Raw genomic sequence first — 22,470 nt, forward strand, 5'->3', positions numbered from 1 at the left:
TGTAAATCCGATTGTAACTCAGGTGACAGAGATTTGTACTCTGGGCTCGGTCGGCCGTTTTGCAATCAATCCGTGTGAAAGCAACAGCTGTAACCCTCTGATTATCCGTCCATTCAAAAAAATCACATTAAATTCAAAGCCAAATCAAGCAAGTAAAATGGCAGCTTGTACAGTCTGGAATTCGGAAAGCGACAAGGCCAGGCGTATGTATGGCTTTTGTTGTGACCTTCATCAATTCACCAAGACTAGCGCGATGTGAATCTACCGCGGCTACTCATTGCAATGGATTGCTGCCGGGACTGCCGTCATGGAATGCGGCCTGGCGTGGGAAGGTATTTCCGAACCTCCCGGCAAGTCCTGGCTGTATTCAGGCAGGCTGAGCGCGGGTTAAGCACACAAAACAGCTAAATAGGTTTGGCGCCCAAAGGGATACAAGCATCTAACGGGGCACGCTTTTTTGCCCGGTTCAGTGCTGTGTTATCAAAAGGAGATAAGAGAATGGACATCATTACATGCAACGACAGAGACCTGCCTGACGATTTACAGGCAATTGCTAACGAAGCAAGCCGCATCGCGATTGAGGGCATAGAAACTGCCGCCGCCCATTTGCACGAACCGGCAAAATTCTCACTGCCCGCCAAGGCCGCACTGGAAAATGCTGCGCTTCAGGTACTTAAACTGAGGCAGGTCGTTAAGCCTCGGCAAGTGCGTGCTCTACAAATACGCTCTGCCCGTAAACTAAGCGGCGCAACAAGCCACTCGTTAGTTCGCAGAGACTCATTGGCTACCCGTTTGCGCCTTCAGCCATCACTTGCCCGCAATGGCATTTTCAGCGAATTAAGCACGATGGATACGAGCGCTAAGGCGATAAAGTTGAGCTCAGAAACCACGGCTGCGATTAAAGAAGCCGTGGCGAAGAAAGACGCAGCTCTCCTTTATCGCAGGTTTGGTATGTCGTATTCCATGTTGTCAGACAGCAAAAACTCTACTGCTTCCGCCAGTCCGGCAGCAGTGGCTGTGAGCGGGTTTACCAAGTTGCGCCTTAACATTATCAAGGTGAAATGCCTCGATGATGTTGGCCTGGAGCTCACTGATTTTGGCGAGGATGATATCCGGCTGGGTGGCTTGGGGGCCGATAGCACCGATCAGCGCCGAGAGGTAGCAGGTTTTCGGGTCGGTAATTTCCGCAAAGGCCGGGCAAAAAGCTTTAGCCCGCCTCGCAAGTTTGTCGAGTTTGACTTAACTCGTGGCGGACCATGGCCACGCACTTTCAGTACCACTTTTCTGATGGCGGAATCGGATGGCTCCGGCGCGTTTCTGGAGGCGCTGCGTGCCCTGTGGGATGCTGTGCATGAAGTGGTGGAAGCACTGGTTGTGGCAGCGGCAATGGCGGCCGGAGGGGCAGCGGGAATTTCGATGGGTTCTGCTGGTGGCCCTGTCGGCGTGCTTGTTGGTGCCGTGGTTGGTGTTGCATTGGGTCTGGTTGCTTACTATTTATTTGAGTCTCTCGAGGACGATATTTTCGAACCGACAACGGTCAATTTACTGCTGCCTGATGTCAATACCAAGTTTTCTCAAGGCAATACGAGTGATATCCGCTCGGAAAACCTTACTCACCCCTCTGCGAGTTACATCCTTAAATACCAGTGGGAACTGGTGAGCTGATAGCGGTAAAAACCACCCACATTTTTTATAGCCAGTACCCGCTGGTTAGCAATCATAAGCCCGCATTTGCGGGCTTTTTATGTGTCAGTACGGATTTTTACTGTTTTTAAAGGAGAGCCATAGACAAGATGTTGATTCCGCCCACTGATGGCAAAGCGGTGGGCGTGGCGAGTCTGAGCAGCAAGCCTTTAAAGACAAGCCTTGCTAATCCCTCTAACCAGCTGGAAGCTGTATTCAACCCAGTAGGATATTAGTATTTTCTAAATTTCAGTAGTCAACTCAAGCGACTCTAAGTTACTGTGGCTACTCGATTAATTGAGTAGTGTTAACGGTGCGGCGTGCGTTATCTGTTTGTCGGCGGTAAACGGCCTGGCATTTGGGCTGCTGAGACCGGCACGTGCGGCGCGAGCATAACGCAGGGCGAGCTAACCAGAGATTTATCGGCAAGATCGGCTGCTGAATTTTAAGGCAAGTGCTTTGAAGGCAAGGGATTTGAGGACAAGGGATGTGAAGGGACATTTATACAAGTTGAGAGGCGTGCTGCAGAAGCTCCTCATCGCAGCGGTGTTGGTTGGTGGCGCCATTGCGCTGTTTCGTTTTGGGCTGTTGCCGATTTTGGCCAAGTTGTTGTCGCTTGGGGAGAGCGAACTTGCGGCGCTGCGCCGTGGCGGCATTTTAGTGTGCTTGCTGCTGGGTTACTGGGGCTATGTGCATGTTGCTGAAAAGCGCCGCCCCACAGAGCTTGCCCTCAGGCCCGCCAGCATTGCCCTTGGCACAGTGCTGGCGGTTGCCATGATTGCGCTGGCATCAATGCTGCTGTTTGCAACCGGGGTGTATCAGCTCAATGAGTATCGCGGTTTCAGCAGCGCGCTGTTTGGCGTTGCGGGCGTGATTTTGGTCGCCGCCACCATTGAAGAAGTGGTGTTTCGCGGCGTGATGTTTCAGGCACTGGAAAGCGCCTGGGGCACGGTGCCGGCGCTGTGGCTGCAATCACTGATTTTCTCGGTGCTGCACATCGCTAATCTCGACAGTAATCTGGGCACGCCTGAGCTGGTGGTTACCGTGATTTCCGGCACCCTGATAGGTGCCTTCTGGACAGTGCTGTTTGTGCAAAGCCGCAATATTTGGGTGGTGGCTGCCAACCATGCAGCCTGGAACTTTGCGGTGCTGCTCACCGGACTGCCGCTGTCAGGGCTGGACGACTGGCGCGCGCTTGCCCCCCTTGAGAGCAGCTATACCGGCCCCAACTGGCTCAGTGGTGGCACAGTCGGGCCCGAGGATAGCATAGTCACTGTGGTGCTGGTGGCGCTGGTGCTGATTGCCATGTTGCTGTGGCTTGGTAAACGCGGACGCTTTTTAGCACCGGTACAGGCCAAGCCCTGAATCCGATTGCATCGTCAGCAGGTGTCGGTTGAAGCGGCTTTGACATCTAGCTCGGCATGAAGAGCTGCATGAAGCGCGGCATGAGAAGATCGGCAAGATGAGCGGAATGAAGAACTGCCAGTGCGCAAATACGCGCATGGGCACTTTCAGTCACAGATGATATTTGCTAAGTTGGAAATCAAATTGAAAAACAGTGTGTTGTGATGTTTTCTCCGGTGGCTTGAGGGTGGAGACGCTCAGTGCACCAGGTGGAAGATAACACGCAAGCGCACTATGCAGCTGTTATACGAATGGCGATAGGTCTTCAACTCAATCAAATCAGTGGACCCTCATATTGGGATTTTGAATGCTAAAAAGTGTAGATACATCAATCCAAGATTGGGCTTCAAGGTTTATGGCGACCTGCAATGATGAAGACCAAATACCATTACCCGCCTCTATAAGTCCTGTAGAGCTTGCTAAGTACGTGTCTGCCATAGCTAATGACCATGGCGGCAATATATTACTAGGGGCATATTCGGAGAAAGGCTACGGGTCTGGCTTTCAAAATGTCGCTAGCGAATTGGTTGAAAAATGCGAGCAGCTTCTTGAAGGGGTAGAGATGAAATGTAGTAGTCATCAAGCCAGACTTCAGAACATTTATTTGCTTGAAATTCAAAAGAGCGACACTCTGGCATTTGCCGATGGTAGTCCATACGTGATGAAAAGCGGAAAGCCGAAAATTATTACTGAACGGCAGCTTATCGAGAAGTTGGGATTAGGAGTCGACTCTTCGTTAATTAATATGCTCTCAGCGCAAATTACTAAGCAGTCCGAAAAAGTAGACTATCTGAGCGAAGAGCTGAAAGAAAAAAGTAAGCTAAAGAACCAAGTGCCCAGCTTGGTGGGCGGTGGCATTATAGGTTGGCTGCTTTCTACGTTATTAAATAGCCTGCTAAATGTTGGTGGGTAGGGTAATGAATTCGTATTGCGTCCAAATCCGCACACTCTCTGCTAACTCGTGCCAACCACTTCGCCATGGCGTTTACACCAGCACCTGCTCCAATACCCGCTGCCAGTTGCCTCCGACAATCTTATCGGTGTCGCTGGCACTGAAGCCTGCACCCTTGAGAGCATCGTAAATGCGTGACATGCGCTCGATATGGTTAAGTTCGGGAATGACCACGTGCACCGGCTCATGGTCAAAACCGAGCACCTTTTTGGCTCGCAGGCTGTGCCACCAGTCCAGATATTCCTTCACCCCTTCGGCGTTGTCATTATTGAGTTTGAGCAGGTTTTCCTGGCCGCGCAGCGGATAGTCGTTGGCAATGGCCACGGCGTCGATGCCGCCTACCTTGGCCACATGCTTAAGCTGAGCCAGGTAATGCGCCGTAGTGGGCACTGGGTCATTGGTGAGCCAGAAGCTCATCATAAACACGCCAAACACGCCGCCGCTGTCGGCGATGGCGCGGATAACTGAGTCTGGTGAGCAGCGGGCGTGGTTAACGATGGCTCGCACCGCGCCATGGCTTTGCACCACAGGCATACGTGAGGCTTTAAGGGTATCCAGCGCTGTTTGCTCGGACGAGTGGCTTAAATCAATCAAAATGCCGCTGTCGTTCAGTTTATCCACCAGAGCGAAGCCTTTGGGTGACAGTGGCAGGTTGAGGCCGCCGCGCTCGTCGTTATCCAGTGCGCCACCGGCAAAGCTGTTGCCGTAGTGGTGGGTGAGCTGCAATACCCTCAGGCCCTGGCGGTAAAATTCATCCACCTGCGACAGCCGCTCTTCGACGCAGTCGGCGCCCTGAATTTGAAAAAACAGTGCGGTGCGGCCTGTGTCGCGGGCAAGGGTGATATCGCTGCCACTAAGGCCTTGAAGCAGGACATCGGGATTGGCGGCAACCCGGGCGGCGGCTTCCCTGATGGACTTCATGCACGCCTTGTAGGTGCGCTTGTAGTTGACTGTGCCGTCTTCCTGCACCACCTCTTCTATGGCGGAAATATCGCAAAGGTAGGCATTCAGCTTAGAGGCGCGAAAATCGGCAAGGTCATCCGGTAAAAACGACAGACCGTCGATAAACAGTGGCTTGGCTGCTGTTTTGGGGAGCTTGTCTGAGCCTGCCAGCTGTTGGGCCAGGCCTGCTATTGGCAGTCCGGCCAACAGGGCGCCTGCGCCCATGGCCTTGAGCAGCGAACGCTTGTGTATGTCAGTCATGCCGGTTCCTTATAAGTCAATTTTCGCCTTGGCTGGCAAAGGTCTTGATGGCCTGAGCCAGGGCGTAAAGGCCGTTGGTGCGCGAAGGACTTAGCTGCCCATCGAGGCCTATGGCTTTGAAATAAGCTTCAATATCGAATGCGGTAATGTATTGCGCCGTCTGGCCGGAAAGCTGACCCAGCAGCAGGGCAATCAGGCCATTGACGATGCGGGCATCCGAGGCGGCAATAAAGTAATGCCGCAGTTCACCTGCCTGTGCGCTTGCATGGTGATACAGCCAGGCAGCACTTTCACAGCCGCGTACCCGGGCATCTTCCTGCTGCCACTGGGCTGGCAGTGGCGTGAGCACCTTGCCGCCGAGCATCAGGACGCGGTATTTCTCCTGCCAATTTGGGGCTGACGCGACCTGCTCGCCCAGGGCAAGCAATGCCTTCTGGCTGGCGGTGTGGCGGGCATCGAAGTCGGCGGCCTGTGGGCGCTCGGCTGTGCTTTTATCAGACATGCTGTCCTCTGAAAATGATGTACTTAATCTGGTCGGCGTCGACTCAGTCATCCAGCCCCAGCAGCTCGGCGCAGTCTTTGAGCGCCGCAATAAAACGGTCGATATCGTCTTTGCTGGTATAGAGACCGATGGAGGCGCGACAGCACCCCTTCACCCCCATGATTGCCATCAGCGGCATGGCGCAGTGGTGGCCGCAGCGCACCGCAATGCCATATTTATCCAGCAAAATGCCGACATCCTGATGATGCTCATCACCCAGATTAAAGGCCACGGCGCCGCTGTTTGAGGCTTCTGGCGCCTGTGCCTCTGAAGCAAAGGTCTCGGTGCCAGTGCCATAAAGCTTAACCGCTGGGATGCTGGCAAGCCCCTGGGTGAGCAGGCTCATGAGCTGCTGTTCGTGGCGCTCGAGGGCCGTGCGATCCAGTGAGCTTAAAAAGTCGATGGCGGCACCAAGGCCTATCACAGAGGCAATGGGCGGGGTGCCGGCCTCAAGGCGGTTTGGCAACTCGCCAAAATGGGTGCCATCGAAGCTGACGGTCTTAATCATTTCGCCGCCGGTGAGCAGGGGCGTCAGGCTATCGAGCGCCTCAAAGCGGCCGAAGAGCACACCCACGCCATCGGGGCCATACATTTTATGGCCTGAGAACACGTAAAAGTCACAGCCGATATCCATCACATCCACTGCGCGGTGAGCCACCGCCTGGGCGCCATCCACCAGGGTAAGGGCACCTTTGGCGCGGGCTTTGGCGCACAGGGCTTTGACATCATTCACAGTGCCGAGCACGTTGGATATGTGACTTAAGGCCACCAGCTTTACATTTTCGGTTAACAGCCCATCGAAAGCGGCTTCATCGAGGCGAAGATCGGCGCTTAACGGGATGGGCATCACCTCAGCGCCACTGCGTTTGGCCAGTTCCTGCCATGGCACCAGATTGGCGTGGTGGGCGGCGCTGTCCACCAGAATGATATCGCCTCGGCCAAATTGCGCTGTCAGGCCGTGGGCCACCAGGTTTATCGCCTCTGTGGTGCCATGGGTGAAAATAATCTCTTCCCTTTGACTGGCATTAATAAAGGTTTGCAGCTTATCGCGCACCGCTTCGTAACGGGCAGTGGCGCGAGCCGACAGCGTGTGGGCGGCGCGGTGCACGTTGGCGTTGTCGGTTGCCAGAAATTGCGCCATGGCGTCCAGTACCTGCCGGGGTTTTTGGCTGGTGGCGGCGGTGTCGAGGTACACCAGTGGGTACTCGGCGAGCTGTTGGTCGAGGGCGGGAAACTGGGCGCGAAGGCTGGAAATGTCCATTAACTGTCAAAGCGAGTGGCTAAAAAGCGAATGGAGTGATCTTTAAGGATTTGCGCGGCCATTGCAAGGCCGCGCCATGATTGAGCTGATAATTGTTACTTGGGGCTTTGGCGCCGTCCTTAAGGGCAGGGCAGGCGGTAGATTTCCCCAAGGGCATTGATGCGCTCGAAAAGCTCATCCGGCAGGCTGACATCCAGGCTGTCGATGTTCTCTTTAAGCTGCGCGAGGTTAGTCGCGCCTATGATGTTACTGCCGACGAAGCTTTGGCTGTTCACAAAGGCCAGCGCCATCTGCGCGGGGCTTAAGCCAAACTCTTTGGCAAGCTTTACATAGGCTTCGGTGGCGGCCTTGGCGGTATCACTGCCTGTGTAACGGGCGAAGCGCTTGAACAGGGTCAGGCGCGCCTTTTCAGGCCAGTTGCCATCGAGGTACTTGCCGGTAAGAGTGCCGAAGGCCAGTGGCGAGTAGGCCAGCAGCGGCAGTTCTTCCCTGTGGCTGATTTCGCTCATGCCTACTTCAAAGCTGCGATTGAGCAGGTTGTAGGGGTTTTGAATCGAGACGATGCGCGGCAGTCCGTGTTTATCGGCCAGATGCAGATACTTCATGATCCCCCATGGGGTCTCGTTGGAAATGCCGATATAACGAATTTTACCGGCACGGATGAGTTCGGCCAGCGCTTCGAGGGTTTCGATAATGGGCGTCTGGTGCTCGGCATCATCACGCTTGTACATCAGCTCGCCGAAAAAGTTGGTGTTTCGGTCGGGCCAGTGCAGCTGGTACAGGTCAATGGTATCTATGCCAAGGCGAGTAAGGGAGGCATCCACAGCTTCGTGGATATTGTTCCAGTCCAGCGCCATCTTGGGACGGATGTAATCGCCCTTGCCGCCATGGGCGCAGATTTTTGTGGCGATAATCAAATCGTCACGGTTGCCCCGGGCTTTAAGATAGTTGCCGAGGATCTGTTCGGTGGCGCCCTGGGTCTCTGGGCGTGGTGGTACCGGATACATTTCGGCGGCGTCGATAAAGTTGATGCCGCGGCCGATAGCGTAATCGAGCTGCTCGAATGCTTCGGCTTCGGTGTTCTGTTCACCCCAGGTCATGGTGCCAAGGCACAGGGTACTGACCTCAAGGCTGGAGTGGGGCAGGCGACGATATTCCATGAAAAAATCCTTTAGTGGCCCAATAGTTTGAAGCTATCAAGTTTGCCCCTGAATGCAAGCCGCCCCCGACACGGGGGCGTGCAACAGCATAAAAAAACGACAGGTTTGGCTAAGGCGCCTGGCTATTTATGTCAAACGTTTGAGCATGGGGATTTCACAGGCATCGTGGCCCGTGGCACCCATGGGGGCGGTAAGGTGTTCAAATCCTAGGGATTCATACAATTTCACCGCTTCAATCAGCACCGCGGTGGTTTCCAGGTAACATTCGCGATAGCCGGTTTCACGGGCAAAGGCCAGTGCATGATTGGCCAGCCGCCGGGCCAGCCCCTTGCCGCGGATGGCGGGCATAAAGTACATCTTTTGCAGCTCGCACACCCCGGGCTCACTGGCGAGTGGCGCAATACCGCCGCCGCCAAGCACCTCGCCCTTATCCAGAATCACCCAATAGATGGCGCCGGGCACGCTGTAGACCTTGCTTAAGCAGTCGAGGGTGGGGTCGGCAACGCCATAGCCCTTGTCCGGGGTCAGGCCATATTCGGCAGACACAGCGCGGATAACGGCGGCGATGGCGGCGTCATCTTCAGGGGTTAGGGGGCGGATTTCTATGCCATCCTGGGCCTTGGACTGAATAATGGCCCGTTGGAACCGTCCCAGCGCCTGAGCGATGTCGCGGCTGTCTTCATCGCTTAGCTGCGACAACACCTGATGGAAATAGGCGTCCTGCTGCTCGTCCAGTTTCACCAACATGGCCCGGCCCTTGGCGGTCAGGCTTGCCTGTACACTGCGGCTGTCACGGTTGTTGACCTTGGTCTCGGCGAGCTTTTTTTCCACCAGATGGGTGACGGCACGGCTGGCGTTGGATTTGTCGATATTCAGCACTTGCGCCAACTGCTTGATGGACAGACTTTGCTGCCCCAGCTCCAGCAGCGCATGGGCCTGTACCGGGCTTAAAGGCAGCTGGCCACAGGCGCCCGAGAGCATGCCGAGCTGACGCACCAGTTGGCGCGACAGCTGACGGATTTCCCGGGCCAAAGGCGCGGGTGACTTATCGGATTTGTCCATGATGCAGTGATAGTTGGTTGCGAATTACAACTAAACTAACACTTTTTTAACGTCTGGCAAGTCCCGGGATCACAGATTGCGGTAAAGCTCGGGATGCAGCAGCGGTGCCATGGCCAATATCAGTGCCTGACGGTAACTGCTCTCGCGGGTTTCGGCATTGTGGGTCAACAGGGCAATAGCGCCGCCAGCCTGCTTGATATTGGTGGTGTTAAACAGCCGGTCCATCACATGGCCAAGTTCTTCACCGGCCTCAAGGGCGGCAAATACCTGCTCAGGCAAAGGCAACTGGCTGCTGCGACCCACTGACATCTCACCACCTTCACGGATGATAACCACGTATGCGAAGGTGGCCGGGCCATCTTCGAGCCGGTCGACGCCGCCTTCCATAGCCACGTAAAACAGGGCACCGCCCGCGGCCTCGCATGCTTTGGCACGGTTTACAGCACCGAGGCGGGTGTCGGCGGCGGTCATGGGTTGGTCGGGAACGCCTGAGGGTACCGACATGCCTTTGCAGTCAATAACGGCGTGGGGGAACAGGGCCTCGAAGGCATTTTTTGCGGCGGCAACCTTAATCGGATTGGTGGAGCCCACCAGCACGGGAATATATTGTTGGGTCATGGTGTAAAATATTTTTTTCGTTATGGACGTTTATTTGAATGACTGTTTAAATGGTCCGAGGTGTTTTTGCTCAGATTTTGGTGTCATTGTCGCTTCGATGGCGCCCGGGAGCAACAATTGCCTGGATACGACAACAGGTTCGCTTGTCCGGTGTTGGCTGTACGGAAATGATGTCGGGCGAAGGTTGTTGAAGGAAAGGGATCCATAAGAGAATCATAATAATGACATTCAACAAACTCGTTCTTGCATTGGGGCTTGGCGGCAGTATTTTGCTGGCAGGTTGTAACGACAGCGACTCCACTGATACCACTCCACCACCCACCGACAGCGGTTTGCAGGCCTTTGCACCGGACGGCAAACTCTCGGTCAATATCCGACGCACCTCTTACGGTGTGCCCCATATCAAGGCCGACAACCTCGAGAGTCTGGGCTTTGGTAATGGTTATGTGCAGGCCCAGGATAACCTCTGTATTCTCGCCGATGGCTTTATTAAGGCCAACTCAGAGCGCTCGCTGTACTTTGGCCCCCATGCCAGCCTGGATTTTACCACCGGCATGCCGACCTCAGAAGATAATGGTAACTTAATCAGTGACTTTGCTTACAAGGCGCTGAAGATCCGTGCGCAGGCCGAAGCTAAATGGCCAAGTTTCAGCGACAACTCCCGTGCCCTTATCACCGGCTTTGCCGCCGGCTATAACCAGTTTCTGGCCGATATGGGCGAAGGTAAGGTGCAGGGCGAGCCCTTCTGTGCCGGGCAGCCGTGGGTGAAACCCATAGCGCCGGAGGATGTGGTGACTTACCTGTTTTCCATCGCCCTCTTGCCGGGTGCGGCCAACTTCCTCGACCTGATTTTTTACGCCAACCCCGGCGATGGCACCGAGTATCTGCCACGGATTATTGGTCCGGCAGGGGCATCCTACGCCGCGACTAAACACAATCCTGCTGCCAGCAAGGCCTTTGTGGCGGATGTGAACCAGCGGCTGATAGCCCGCGCGGCGCGCATCCAAACGCCGGAAACCAACCCGCGGGATCTGGGCTCCAACGGCTGGGGGCTGGGGAAAGACAAAACTGAAAATGGTCGCGGCATGGTGCTGGGTAACCCGCACTTCCCCCATACAGGTAACCTACGGTTCTGGCAGTCTCACGCCACTATTCCCGGCCATCTGGACGTGATGGGCGGCTCGCTGGTGGGTATGCCCGGCCCTATCAATATTGGCTTTAACGAAAACCTCGCCTGGACCCATACCTTCTCCACCGCCGAACACTTTATTGTGTATCAGCTCGAGCTTAAGTCTGGCGACCGGATGCAATACCTGATGGATGGCGCCCCCATGGACATCCACAAGGAAACCGTGCAGGTGCTGGTGAATGCCGGGCCTGCGGGCATTCTGGTGGCCGAGAAGGATGTTTACAGCACAGATAAAGGGGTGATGATTGAAGCCCCAGCTAATCTGGCTCCTTTTGGCTGGGATGATGGCGGCGCCTTTATGCTGCAGGATGCGAACATGGCCAATATGGATCCTATCGATCACTGGCTGTCGATGAACCTTGCTAAAAACAAGGACGAGTTCCAGCAGGCCTTTAAAGATTATGATGGAGTGATTTTCAATAACACCATGTACGCCGATAAGGAAGGTAACGCCTTCTATATCGACGACTCCACTGTGCCGGGTTTGTCCGATGCCGCTGTGATGCTGCTGCGCACCGAGAAGGCGATTATCGATGCCCGCGCCCAGGCCGGTTTTACCATTTTGCCCGGTAACACCTCGCTGTTTGCCTTCGATGGCCCCATGCCATACAACCGCGCGCCCATGCTTGAGCGCACCGACTTTGTGCAAAACTCCAATAACTCCTTCTGGTCGACCAACCTAGAGCAGCCACTGGAGTTCTTCTCGCCCATGTATGGTCCTGAGCGGGGCAAGCAGTCTTTGCGTACCCGCATGGCGCTGAAGATGATGAGCGATGCCGGTGGCAGTGATGGCAAATTTAACCTCGACGAGCTGGAAGCTGCTGCACTGGGTAATCGCAGCTATCTGGCTGAAATGGTGCTTGATGATTTGCTGGCTCAGTGTGACGCCCAGGGTGCAACCCCTGTGGTGGTGGCAGACGGTGTCTCCAAGGACATCAGCGCCGCCTGCGATGCGCTGGCGCGCTGGAACGGCAAGCAGGACAACGACAGCATTGGTGGGGCGCTGCTGCGTGAATTTGCCCATAACTTCAGTGACGAAACCATGCTGACCGTGCCCTTTGATTACACGGCGGCGGCCACCACGCCCAGCGGTCTTGCCAGCGATGGCAGCGCCCTCAGGGCATTGGCGCTGGCGGCGTTGAATCTGGAAAAGGCAGGCTTTGCCGTGGATGCGCCCCTTGGCAGCGTGCAGTTTGTCGAGCGTTCACTACCCAATGGTTTGCCCAGTGGCCAGCGTTTGCCCTGGCCCGGCAGTCACAATGCCGAGGGTGGCTTTAACGTGTTCTCAACCAGTTTAGGCGGCGATGACACCCTTATTCCGCAGCACAGCTATCCAAGTGCCACCGATGCTGTCAGTGGCAATGCGCTGAAGTCCGGATTGACTGCAAAGGGCTATCAAATCCGTTATGGCTCCAGCTGGATGATGGCGGTGAGCTTTACCGACACCGGCGTGGATGCCCGCGGCATTCTGACTTACTCGGAAACGAGCAATATCTTACGGCCCGAATTTGCCGACCAGACCTTGCTCTATTCCACTGAGAAGCGCTTCCGTCCGTTCCATTTCACTGAGGATGATATTGCCGCCGACGTGAAAGAAACTCTGGATTTGACCGGCACCAGCCTGGCGCTGTAACGCAAATCCCTGTGTTGAAAAACCGGCCCAGGTGGCCGGTTTTTTGTTTTTGGCCGGTTTTGCGGGCCTCGATATCGCGGATTCTTTAACCGCTTGTGACTTCGGTCTTCATTTTTTAACCAATAGTCTTGGGTCAGTTTAGCTTATGGTTGGAAATCAGGGCGGGGCAGGGCAAGTTTTATCGTGTCTGGGTTGATGGACTGTGCCACTTGTGTCCCATCGGTTTCCCGCGGTTAATTATGGGTTAATGGCTGGCAACTCAACTGAAAATAAATTACGCCTTATGCGGGATCAGGATCGCAATATCAGCATTTCATGAAATTTAATTACGTAATTTGACCGTGGATCAAAGGTTGGTACTTGCCTTTTGGCTATGCTTGCGGCGAATTTTGAGTCGCGACTCATACCCCAACGTTTACCGCACTCTCGGTGCCAAGGTTGAGCCTATGTCCAACGAAGCCATGACTGCCGCTACCCGGCAAGCAACCACCTCCCCAACTTCTTCACAGCCCCATACTGCTATGCCCTGGACGGCGCAGGATACAACATGGATGCTCAGTCTGTTCGGCACTGCCGTAGGCGCAGGTATTTTGTTTTTGCCCATTAACGCCGGTATGGGTGGCTTTTGGCCGCTGGTGGTAATGGCACTGTTGATTGGCCCCATGACCTATCTGGCCCACCGCGGGCTGTCGCGTTTTGTGTGCTCCTCATCCATTGCCGGCAGTGATATCACCCAGGTGGTGGAAGAGCACTTCGGCAAGGGCGCCGGTAAAGCCATTACCCTGCTGTATTTCTTCGCGATTTACCCGATAGTGCTTATTTATGGCGTGGGTATTACCAACGTGGTCGACAGCTTTATGGTCAACCAGCTGGGTATGGAGTCGCTGCCGCGCTGGCTGCTCTCGGGTGTGCTTATTCTCGGCATGATGTCGGTGATGGTGGCCGGTGAAAAAATGATGCTTAAGGTGACCCAGTTCCTGGTGTATCCGCTGGTGGCCATCCTTGCCTTTATGTCGCTTTATATGATGCCCAACTGGAACCTGGCCGCGGTGAAAGAAGTGCCTGCCGCCGGAGACTTCCTCGGCACTATCTGGCTGACGATTCCAGTGCTGATTTTTGCCTTCAACCACTCGCCAGCTATCAGTCAGTTTGCGGTTTCCCTCAAGCGTGAGCACGGCGCCAATGCGTCGCGTAAGGCCGACATTATTCTGCGCAACACCGCCATGATGCTGGTGGGTTTTGTAATGCTGTTCGTGTTCTCTTGCGTGCTGTCGTTAAGCCCAGCGCAGCTGGCCGAAGCCAAGAGCCAGAACCTGCCTATTCTGTCGTACCTGGCCAACGTGTTCGACAGTGGCTTTATCAGCTACTTTGGTCCTTTTATCGCCTTTGTGGCCATTGTGTCATCCTTCTTTGGTCACTACATGGGTGCCAGTGAAGGTATGCGCGGCATTATCGTTAAGCAATTCGAAGGCAAGGGCAAGGCGGTTAACGAAGCCAAACTGAACCGCTTTATCCTCGGCTTTATGTTCCTGACAATCTGGGCTGTTGCGGTTATCAACCCCAGCATCCTTGGCATGATTGAAGCCCTCGGTGGCCCTATTATTGCCGCCATCCTTTACCTGATGCCTATGTACGCCGTGTATCGCGTACCAGCGCTCAAGGCCTATCGCGGCCGCATCAGCAATATCTTCGTAATAATTGCCGGTTTGCTGTCGATGACTGCCATCCTCTACGGTCTGGCGGCCTAAGTTGATTGACAGGCGGCGCACTGCGCCGCCTCTGCGTTTTGGAGTCTTCCATGTTCAGTACCTTTGATATTTACAAAATTGGTATCGGGCCTTCGAGTTCCCATACAGTCGGGCCGATGAAGGCAGCCAAAGCCTTTGTGGATATTCTTGATAACTTAAATCTTTCCGGTCGGGTCGATAGCCTGAAAGCCGATGTATATGGTTCGCTGTCGCTCACCGGTAAGGGCCACCATACCGACATCGCCATTTTGCTTGGTCTGATGGGCAATAGCCCTGAAAGCGTGGATATCGATGCGATCCCCGCAACCATTGCCGCCGTCAATGAGTCAGAAACCCTCTGGCTTGAAAGCGGCAGACCGGTGCGTTTTGCCCGCGAAGCCATGGTGTTTCACCCCCATGCCTTGCCACTGCATGAAAACGCCATGACCTTAAGCGCCTTTGCCGGGGATGAGCTGCTGCTCTCGAAAACCTACTACTCCATCGGTGGTGGTTTTGTGGTGGAGGAGGCCGATTTTGGCAAGGTGCAGGGCGGCGAGACCCTGTTCCCCTATCCATTCGAAGATGCCGAGCGGCTGGTAGAGCTTTGCCGCGCTGAAGGGGTGAGCATTTCTACCCTGATGCTGGCCAATGAAAAGGCTTGTCACAGTGAAGAGTATATTTATCGTGGATTTCGCGATATCTGGCTGACCATGAAGCAGGCTATTGAGCGTGGCTGCCACACCGAAGGTGTGCTTGCCGGGCCTCTGCGGGTGCCGCGCCGGGCACCGGCGCTGCTGAAACAGCTTGAAAGCAATGGCCGCATCAGCAGCGATCCGATGGAAATTGTGGATTGGGTTAACCTGTTTGCATTGGCGGTTAGCGAAGAAAATGCCGCCGGTGGCCGGGTGGTGACTGCGCCTACCAATGGTGCGGCCGGGATCATTCCGGCGGTGATGGCCTACTTTGATCGCTTTATTCAGCCGCTTGGGCAAAAGGAATACAGCCGCTTCCTGTTGGCCTCCGCGGCCATTGGCAGTTTGTACAAGCGCAATGCCTCTATTTCGGGTGCCGAAGTGGGTTGTCAGGGCGAAGTGGGTGTAGCCTGCTCTATGGCAGCGGCAGGGCTTGCGGAGCTAATGGGTGCCAGCCCGGCGCAGGTGTGTATGGCGGCTGAAATCGCCATGGAGCACAACTTGGGGCTGACCTGCGATCCTGTGGCAGGCCAAGTGCAGGTGCCCTGTATCGAGCGTAATGCCATTGCTGCGGTGAAAGCGGTGAATGCCGCGCGGATGGCGCTGCGGCGCACTTCAGACCCCAGAGTCAGCCTCGATAAGGTGATTGCGACCATGTACGAGACCGGCAAAGACATGCATGCCAAGTACCGTGAAACCAGCCTGGGTGGCCTTGCCATCAAGGTCACCAGTATTTGTGACTAAACTGAAAAGGCCATCGATGATGGCCTTTTTTATTTCTGAAATTAACCTGTTATCAGTTTTTTGGCTTTTCTTCGTACATCAGGTAGTAGCTCTTTTCCATGCCAAGGGCTTCGTAGGTGCGCTGGGCATTGGTGTTTTCCTGCTCCACATAGAGGCGGAAACTGGCGGCACCACCGGACTCGGTAGCCAGGTCTTTGACGGCCTGATACAGACGGGAGTAAATGCCTTTGCGTCTGTGCTCAGGGCGAATGTACACGCTCTGGATCCAGTAATAGTCTTTGGCGCGCCAGTCACTCCACTCGAAGGTAACCATCAGCGAGCCGGCAATCTCGCCGTCAATCTCGGCGACCAGATAAAAGCCTTTGGCGGGGTTTTCCAGCAGGGTAGAGACGCCCTTGGTGAGGGTGGCGGTGTCGAGCTGCAGCCCTTCGGTTTCCATCGCCATGGCCTGGTTAAAGTTGACGATATCGGTTAAGTCGGCCGCCACAGCCTTGCGTATGTTCATCAAGCATTCCTGTTATTGTTTTAGAGCCGATAATCTAGCACAGCCAGCCACCTGGATGCAGCCTGCGTCTGGCTTGGCCCGAACGACTTGAGGTCATGAGTCTTTGGTCTGATGTCGCTAAAATACCGCCTACGAGGTATTCGACTAAAGTCGAATCCGACTACACTTAAAAGCAGGTTGGAGCTGGTGCTAAATTTGGGGGGATCAGATGGCCAAGCGTATACATGTTGTGCGTCCCAAAGCTTTTTTACCATTACATCAATCAGATAAGCCTGGTGTGCTCGTTGGAGAGGCGCAGATTAATCATCCACTGCACTTTTGTTTGACGCTGCTCACCTTAGGGCTGTGGGCGACGGTTTGGTGGTATCTCATCCTGAAACAACAGGGTAAAAGCGACAATATGCTGGCGGGTTTTGATGATGATTACTGGAGTTATTTGATTGAGCGCGAACAGCCTCCGGCGGCGCTCTATCCGCAGCGCTTCAGCGCTGAAAACCGCGGTTTTTTTGAGGCCTGAGTCCGAAGGCCGCACAAGTTGTGAAGCCGATCCCCACCCGGTTTCACAGCAAATGTTAATATTCGCGTTCGGCCGTCTGATGCCGAGCGCGCCGGGAAGGATGCTGAGCGTGCCCCTTTAGCAAGTCTGAAAAGGTTCTGGTATGTCTGCTACTCCTCCCGCTAGTCTGTGGCGCCGTTGGTGCGCCGTGCCCCTGTGGCTGCAAATTCTCACCGGTATGCTGCTTGGTATAGGCGTCGGCCTTGCTCTCGGCCCCGATGCCAGCGCCCTCAAACCCATAGGCACCCTGTTTGTAAACACCATCAAGATGTTGATTGTGCCGCTGGTGTTTTGCTCGCTGATTGTGGGGGTGACCTCGATGCAGGATACCGCCCGTATGGGGCGTATCGGCTTCAAATCCTTCGCGTTTTATTTGGGGACTACCGCTATTGCCATTTCGGTGGGGCTGCTGGTGGGCTGGCTGTTGGAGCCAGGCGCGGGCCTTAGTCTGGAAGGGCACGACCTCAGCGCCGAGGTGAAAGCGGCCCCCTCGGTAATGGATACCCTGGTGAACATAGTGCCCACCAATCCGGTCGCCGCGCTGGCCAGTGGCCAGATTTTACAGGTGATTGTATTTGCTGTGGCCCTGGGTGTGGCGCTGGTGCTGATTGGCGACCACGGTAAGCCAGCCATTAAGGTATTCGAAAGCCTTGCCGAAGCCATGTACAAGCTTACTGACATGGTAATGAAGCTCGCCCCTTACGGGGTGTTTGGCCTGATGGCCTGGGTGGCGGGTGAATACGGCATCGACATGCTGCTGCCGCTTATCAAGGTGATTTTTGCTGTTTACCTGGGCTGCGCGCTGCATATTCTGGGCTTTTATTCGTTGGTGCTGAAACTGGTGGCCGGACTCAGCCCCATCCAGTTCTTTAAAGGCATTAGCAATGCCATGGCGGTGGCTTTCACCACCTCCAGCAGTGCAGGTACCCTGCCTGCCAGCATGAAGTGCGCCAGCGAGTATCTGGGCGTAAACAAAAAGATTTCCAGCTTTGTGCTACCCCTTGGCACCACTATTAATATGGATGGCACCGCCCTTTACCAAGGGGTCACGGCGCTGTTTGTGGCCCAGGCTTTTGGGGTGGATTTAACCTGGGTGGATTATCTCACCATAGTGCTGACTGCAACGCTCGCTTCCATCGGCACCGCCGGGGTTCCGGGGGCCGGTCTGGTGATGCTGACTCTGGTACTCACCACAGTGGGCCTTCCTCTGGAAGGGGTAGCCATTATTGCCGGCATCGACCGGGTGCTGGATATGGCCCGCACCGTGGTCAACGTGTCCGGCGACCTGGTTGCCACCACAGTGATTGCCCGCTCTGAGGGTGAGATTGATATCGCCCACTATAATGCCAATATGGAAACCAGCGCCGAAATCGCCAGCAGCCGTGAGACCGAGCAGAAAACCGCTACCCAGTAGCTCGTTTAAACCTGTGCGTTAAAACGTAAAAAGCCCCGACAATGCGGGGCTTTTTTTGTGGCGACGTTAGTGCTTACAGGCGACTTAAGATCACCAGAGTTTGACCCGCCTCATCGAGCAGCAGCAGCTTGCCCTGGGACTCTTTGGCCGCGTGTACCTTGGGCAGGGCGTCGGTGACTCTGGCTTCCTGATCCATCAGGGCATCTACGCAGGCTTTGCGGGTCATGCCGGCTGGCATCAGGGTCAGCTTGTCGCCATCCTGCGCGTAGGAGCCGAAGAAGTTGTTGCAACTGTTGTTGCCAGTCAGCTTGCCGCTGGGCTCAAATACCAGCTTGGCAGGGCTGTAGTCGATAACTGGACGGTCGTATACCTGTTCTATATGCCAGCTTCCCAGAAGATCCATATTGCTCACTTCAGATGTCGGGGTGGTTTGACAGCCCGCCAGGCTCAGGGTGGCGGCGGCTATCAGGGCGATTTTCTTGATCATGCAGGTTTCCATACTGTACTTTGACGGCAAATATCGCCGTCCTGAAGGCGATTATGTGGTGGAATCGATGAAAAGTGTAATGAAATTTCTGAAAATCCTGCACTGGATTGGCCTGATCATGGTGGTTGCCGGCTCCTGGCTGTATTTGGGCACAGAGCTGACCAGTCAATTGGCCGGGATGATTTGGGCGGCGGTGCTTATTGGTCTGGGGCTGGTGTTTATGTCGCCTTACCCTGTGGTACTCGCAATTGAATGGGCCAAGGGCCAGTCGGCACCTGAGCCCGGTGATGACTGACGTCTTCGCTGAATAACAGCCATTAAATAAAACGGCCTGCTTGGATGCAGGCCGAATGAAAGATGGATTACCGCGCCGCTGCGCCTGGCATGTCAGTCGCTGGTTTTCTTGCGCCGTCCGCTACTTCTGGGCGCGCTTTTGCTGGCAGTGCTTTTACTCGCCGGGCCATTGTCTGCGCTGCTGTCTGCCGTGGCTTTGGCCGCTGAGCGCCTTCTGCCGGAGCTTCTGCTGCCGGTTGTATTGCCAGTTGCGGAGGATTTCGCCGCACTTCTGCCGCGCCGCTTTGGTTTTTCTGCAGGCGTCTCTTGAGCCACTTCGCCAGAGCCTTCAGCGACTTGTTGAGCGCCCTCAGCGACGTATTGTGAGCCATCGGCGGCTGCTTCTGAACTTTCATTGACTTCTGGCTGCTGAACGAGAACTTCAGCGGCCGGTGTGATGCCTGGCTGTTCCTCAGCTTCGGCCTTAGTCACGTCCTTAGTCACGTCCTGAGTTATATTCTTTGTTACTGCCTCAACGGGCTCAGTTACATTCTCAACCGGTTCAGCCATATCCTCCACAGGCTTGGCCATGTCCTCAACGGGGCTTTCGCCGACAACGGCTTCAGTGGCCATAAACTGTTCGCTGATATTCGGTGTTTCGCCATCCAACGATTCAGCGGGTTTGCTTATAACCGCTTTGGGATACAGGCGTGCTCGGGTAGTTTGCAGCTCATCGTTTGCCTGCGCCATCATGGGGCCGAGTTCCAGATGCGAGTCTGGGGTGAAGAAGCTGTGGCCAGTGAGTACCCGCTGCGGCTCAAGCTTGCGGGCGAACTGCTTGCGCAGCCGGGTGACCAGGGAGTCGAGGTTAGCTTCGCTGTCGACAAAGGCGAGCAGCACAATCTGGTTGCCAATCCGGGCTGCCAAATCCGCTTCGCGCAGGTTATCAAACACCACCTGCGCCAGCGAGCGCAGCTTTTCTTCGGCTTCATGACCATGGTATTCGGTTCCGTTTTCCATCAATACCAAGCCTGCGTGGGAGCCCAGTCGACGGCTCAGATTCAGTTGCCTGGGGGCCATCAGATTGAAGCCGTGGCTGTTAAGCATCTGGGTGGCTTCGTCCTGCAGAGACAGTTGCTCCATTTGTCTGGCTTGACGGTATACCTTCAGCTCAGATTGCAGGTAATCGATGATGGGGGCGGCCAGCGTTTGGCAGCTGTCGAGGTTGGGGGGCAGTTTGTCGCATACCAGCAGTACGGCACCAAAAATGCCACCACCGGGCCAATGCAGGGGCAGTTCAATCAGGCCATGGCGCCAGATGCCTTCATCCGGCAATGAGGTGTTGGACAAACGCTGCTTAAGATGATCGATAGGCTCAATGGCACCCTGAGTGAGGCCGACATTTTTGTTCTGTTTGACCGAAATCAGTCTGGCATCGCCAAAGTGGTACTGCACCAGGGCGCTGGCGCTGGCCTTGAAAAGCTGACAAAGAAGCTGAGTGAGCTGATGCCAACGGGGTTCATCGATGGCCGGGTGGGGATGTTCCAGCAACCATTCGGAAACAGGGTGTAAAGACATGAATGTTCACATAATGTAATTTTTGTTATTACATCATAACTTAGCCAGCAAATTGAGAAAAATCCAGCCTGACGAACGCTGTGTTCTATTCGGGGGCTGTCTCCTTGGCATTTTCTTCATTGGCAGCGGCCTTGGCACGCTGCTCCCTTTGCCAGCTTTGCAGGTTTTCTTTTGCCAGTGTCAGCATGGGGCCAAGCTTGGTGCTGGTATCAGGCGTAAAGAAGCGGTAGCTGTGATCCAGTTTCAGGTTAGGGTCCTGCTGTGCCAGCTGTTTTTCGACCCGGTGCACTATGTGGGACAGGTCGCGCTCGTTGTCCAAAAATGCCAGTACCACAAACAGGGTGTCGCTGTAGTGTGCGGCTATATCGGCGGTGCGTATGGTGTGCTGCACTATGTTGCCCAGCAGCCGGTGGTGCTTCTCGGTCAGGTCTTTTGGCTTGGCCGGGTCGTCCAGCAGTTCAAAGAAAATGATCCCGGCATGTGCACCAAAACGGCGGCCAAGGTTCAGTTGCCTTGGCGCCATCATGATAAAGCCATAGTGATTGAGCATGCCGGTTTCCCGGTCCCGCATCGACAGCGACTCAACTCTGTGGCTTTGGCACAGCAGTGCCAAGTCCTGTTGCAGCAATATTTGAAACGGCTCCAGCATCAGGCTGTTGAGGCTTTGATTTTCAACCTTGCTGTGTGACAGCACACACAGGCAACCGAAAATGGACCCGTCGGGCCAGAGAATAGGGCGGGCCAGCAAGCCGATGCAGTTGTCGAACTCGGCGGGTAGCTCTCCGGCAGCGTAGCGGCTCAAATCAATGGAAAGCCCGTCGGGCATGGCGTTGACCAGGTCCAAAAACAGGGGGGTATCCCTGTCAAAGGTCTGCCCGGACGTGAAATGGGGCACGTCGGCGATGGCACTGACCAGAACTTCAAATCCCTGCGCAATTTTTTGTACCACAAATACATAGTCGGCTTCGTAGTAGCGCTTGATTAGCTCGCATTGATGCATCCAACGCACCAGATTGACCTGAGGCGTGTCAGACTCGAGCAAGCTTGTGTGGGGGTTGACTGATTCTGGCAGCATAGGGGGCGGACGCCTTATTCCTTGGGACTCAGTACAGTGTGGTTCTCAAGTCGCAAAACCGCAAATTTTCAGCAGATTTGCTCAATTCGCCGTCTGAGGGAGTAACTCGGGTATAATGGCATTTTTCGCCAATCGGAGCCTTGAGTGATTAGACTCGCAACCCCCGATGATATAGCGGCGCTGGTCGCTCTGGAGCGGCGCCATGGCCGCGATGAGTTAAGCTCGGACGACCCGGGGCTTGAGGCGCAGCTCATTGATAAAAAAGCCTTTACTGAACTTATTGCCCGGGAGCTGTTGCTGCTGTCGCTGCACGGCGGCGCCATTGTTGGCTATGGGGTGGTGACATCTGAAGGTTTTTATCAGGGCTCGGCATTTTACCGACGACTTTTTTCCCGCGCCCAATCGGCGGCAAAAGAGCTGGACATCCGCCTGCAAAGGCCTGGCTGCTATGGGCCTGTGTGGGTGGCGCCTGCGTTTCGCGGCAAGGGCGTGTTCACACCGCTGGTGAATGAAATTTTGACGCAGGCCAAGAAACGCTTCGATGGCCTTGTCACCTTTATTGCCGAGGAAAACGAACACTCACTCAATGTGCATGTGCAGCGGGCACAGATGCAAGTGGCTGACTTTTTTGATGACAATGGACGGGGTTTCTACTTATTGCTTAAACCGCTCTGAGCAAATTACCTGTCACGCCATGGTTTTATAGGTTAAGG

20 protein-coding genes are annotated in these 22,470 nt (G+C 55.0%); 10 read left to right on the forward strand and 10 right to left on the reverse strand.

Going from position 1 to position 22,470, the window contains the following annotated elements; genetic code table 11:
• Positions 1-498 precede the first annotated feature (498 nt).
• The 3 genes from MJ923_RS11010 to MJ923_RS11020 all read left to right on the forward strand — a co-directional run bounded on the left by MJ923_RS11010 (position 499) and on the right by MJ923_RS11020 (position 4,000).
• The gene (locus MJ923_RS11010; RefSeq protein ID WP_240591123.1) at positions 499-1,665 is read left to right on the forward strand and encodes a hypothetical protein; all 1,167 of its coding nucleotides are present in this window, start codon (positions 499-501) and stop codon (positions 1,663-1,665) included.
• A gap of 507 nt (positions 1,666-2,172) precedes the next feature.
• Positions 2,173-3,048 carry a CPBP family intramembrane glutamic endopeptidase gene (locus MJ923_RS11015; protein ID WP_240591124.1) on the forward strand — a complete coding sequence of 292 codons (876 nt, stop codon included), beginning with the start codon at positions 2,173-2,175 and terminating at the stop codon, positions 3,046-3,048.
• Between the two features lie 346 nt (positions 3,049-3,394).
• The gene (locus MJ923_RS11020; protein WP_240591125.1) at positions 3,395-4,000 is read left to right on the forward strand and encodes a hypothetical protein; all 606 of its coding nucleotides are present in this window, start codon (positions 3,395-3,397) and stop codon (positions 3,998-4,000) included.
• 72 nt (positions 4,001-4,072) lie between these two features.
• Here the strand turns inward: MJ923_RS11020 and MJ923_RS11025 are convergent, their stop codons facing one another.
• The 6 genes from MJ923_RS11025 to yjjX all read right to left on the reverse strand — a co-directional run bounded on the left by MJ923_RS11025 (position 4,073) and on the right by yjjX (position 9,884).
• Positions 4,073-5,242 (reverse strand): membrane dipeptidase, encoded by a 1,170-nt coding sequence (locus tag MJ923_RS11025; RefSeq protein WP_240591126.1) that lies wholly within the window; start codon positions 5,240-5,242, stop codon positions 4,073-4,075.
• Between the two features lie 16 nt (positions 5,243-5,258).
• On the reverse strand, positions 5,259-5,744 hold the full coding sequence (locus MJ923_RS11030; protein WP_240591127.1) for a SufE family protein: 486 nt from the start codon (positions 5,742-5,744) through the stop codon (positions 5,259-5,261).
• A gap of 43 nt (positions 5,745-5,787) precedes the next feature.
• Entirely contained in the window at positions 5,788-7,044 is a 1,257-nt protein-coding gene (locus MJ923_RS11035; RefSeq protein WP_240591128.1) for an aminotransferase class V-fold PLP-dependent enzyme, read from the reverse strand.
• A gap of 119 nt (positions 7,045-7,163) precedes the next feature.
• The gene (locus tag MJ923_RS11040) at positions 7,164-8,204 is read right to left on the reverse strand and encodes an NADP(H)-dependent aldo-keto reductase (protein WP_240591129.1); all 1,041 of its coding nucleotides are present in this window, start codon (positions 8,202-8,204) and stop codon (positions 7,164-7,166) included.
• A 126-nt stretch (positions 8,205-8,330) separates the two neighbouring features.
• Positions 8,331-9,266 carry a bifunctional helix-turn-helix transcriptional regulator/GNAT family N-acetyltransferase gene (locus MJ923_RS11045; RefSeq protein WP_240591130.1) on the reverse strand — a complete coding sequence of 312 codons (936 nt, stop codon included), beginning with the start codon at positions 9,264-9,266 and terminating at the stop codon, positions 8,331-8,333.
• 69 nt (positions 9,267-9,335) lie between these two features.
• Entirely contained in the window at positions 9,336-9,884 is a 549-nt protein-coding gene (yjjX, locus tag MJ923_RS11050) for an inosine/xanthosine triphosphatase (RefSeq protein WP_240591131.1), read from the reverse strand.
• Positions 9,885-10,105: 221 nt separating this feature from the next.
• Here yjjX and MJ923_RS11055 point away from each other — a divergent pair, with 221 nt between their 5' ends.
• The 3 genes from MJ923_RS11055 (at position 10,106) to MJ923_RS11065 (ending at position 15,869) form a co-directional block, all read left to right on the forward strand.
• Positions 10,106-12,706: an acylase gene (locus tag MJ923_RS11055; protein ID WP_240591132.1), complete on the forward strand. Its 2,601-nt coding sequence runs from the start codon at positions 10,106-10,108 to the stop codon at positions 12,704-12,706.
• A gap of 521 nt (positions 12,707-13,227) precedes the next feature.
• Positions 13,228-14,454, forward strand: a complete 1,227-nt coding sequence (locus MJ923_RS11060) for a serine/threonine transporter (RefSeq protein WP_240591278.1) — start codon at positions 13,228-13,230, stop codon at positions 14,452-14,454.
• A gap of 50 nt (positions 14,455-14,504) precedes the next feature.
• Positions 14,505-15,869 carry an L-serine ammonia-lyase gene (locus tag MJ923_RS11065; RefSeq protein WP_240591133.1) on the forward strand — a complete coding sequence of 455 codons (1,365 nt, stop codon included), beginning with the start codon at positions 14,505-14,507 and terminating at the stop codon, positions 15,867-15,869.
• A gap of 52 nt (positions 15,870-15,921) precedes the next feature.
• Here MJ923_RS11065 and MJ923_RS11070 read toward each other — a convergent pair whose 3' ends face one another.
• Positions 15,922-16,374 carry a GNAT family N-acetyltransferase gene (locus MJ923_RS11070; RefSeq protein WP_240591134.1) on the reverse strand — a complete coding sequence of 151 codons (453 nt, stop codon included), beginning with the start codon at positions 16,372-16,374 and terminating at the stop codon, positions 15,922-15,924.
• A 208-nt stretch (positions 16,375-16,582) separates the two neighbouring features.
• Here MJ923_RS11070 and MJ923_RS11075 point away from each other — a divergent pair, with 208 nt between their 5' ends.
• Together MJ923_RS11075 and MJ923_RS11080 are read left to right on the forward strand one after the other, a co-directional pair.
• Positions 16,583-16,891, forward strand: coding sequence for a hypothetical protein (locus MJ923_RS11075; protein WP_240591135.1), 309 nt, complete (start codon positions 16,583-16,585; stop codon positions 16,889-16,891).
• A 142-nt stretch (positions 16,892-17,033) separates the two neighbouring features.
• On the forward strand, positions 17,034-18,344 hold the full coding sequence (locus MJ923_RS11080; RefSeq protein ID WP_240591136.1) for a dicarboxylate/amino acid:cation symporter: 1,311 nt from the start codon (positions 17,034-17,036) through the stop codon (positions 18,342-18,344).
• A gap of 73 nt (positions 18,345-18,417) precedes the next feature.
• On the opposite strand, the gene MJ923_RS11085 is transcribed toward MJ923_RS11080, so the two are convergent.
• Positions 18,418-18,831, reverse strand: a complete 414-nt coding sequence (locus MJ923_RS11085; protein WP_126167955.1) for an META domain-containing protein — start codon at positions 18,829-18,831, stop codon at positions 18,418-18,420.
• On the opposite strand from MJ923_RS11085, the gene MJ923_RS11090 reads away from it, so the two are divergent.
• Complete coding sequence (locus MJ923_RS11090) at positions 18,830-19,126, forward strand: hypothetical protein (RefSeq protein WP_338092230.1); 297 nt, start codon at positions 18,830-18,832, stop codon at positions 19,124-19,126. The two genes, MJ923_RS11085 and MJ923_RS11090, sit on opposite strands and share 2 nt — an antisense overlap.
• Before the next feature lie 92 nt (positions 19,127-19,218).
• On the opposite strand, the gene MJ923_RS11095 is transcribed toward MJ923_RS11090, so the two are convergent.
• Together MJ923_RS11095 and MJ923_RS11100 are read right to left on the reverse strand one after the other, a co-directional pair.
• Positions 19,219-20,682 (reverse strand): GGDEF domain-containing protein, encoded by a 1,464-nt coding sequence (locus MJ923_RS11095; RefSeq protein WP_240591137.1) that lies wholly within the window; start codon positions 20,680-20,682, stop codon positions 19,219-19,221.
• A gap of 85 nt (positions 20,683-20,767) precedes the next feature.
• Positions 20,768-21,757: a nucleotidyl cyclase domain-containing protein gene (locus MJ923_RS11100; protein ID WP_240591138.1), complete on the reverse strand. Its 990-nt coding sequence runs from the start codon at positions 21,755-21,757 to the stop codon at positions 20,768-20,770.
• Positions 21,758-21,901: 144 nt separating this feature from the next.
• On the opposite strand from MJ923_RS11100, the gene MJ923_RS11105 reads away from it, so the two are divergent.
• Complete coding sequence (locus MJ923_RS11105) at positions 21,902-22,432, forward strand: GNAT family N-acetyltransferase (RefSeq protein ID WP_240591139.1); 531 nt, start codon at positions 21,902-21,904, stop codon at positions 22,430-22,432.
• The last annotated feature ends 38 nt before the right edge of the window (positions 22,433-22,470 follow it).

Origin of the sequence: Shewanella zhuhaiensis (assembly GCF_022484835.1) — a bacterium.
Classification (GTDB): domain Bacteria; phylum Pseudomonadota; class Gammaproteobacteria; order Enterobacterales; family Shewanellaceae; genus Shewanella; species Shewanella khirikhana.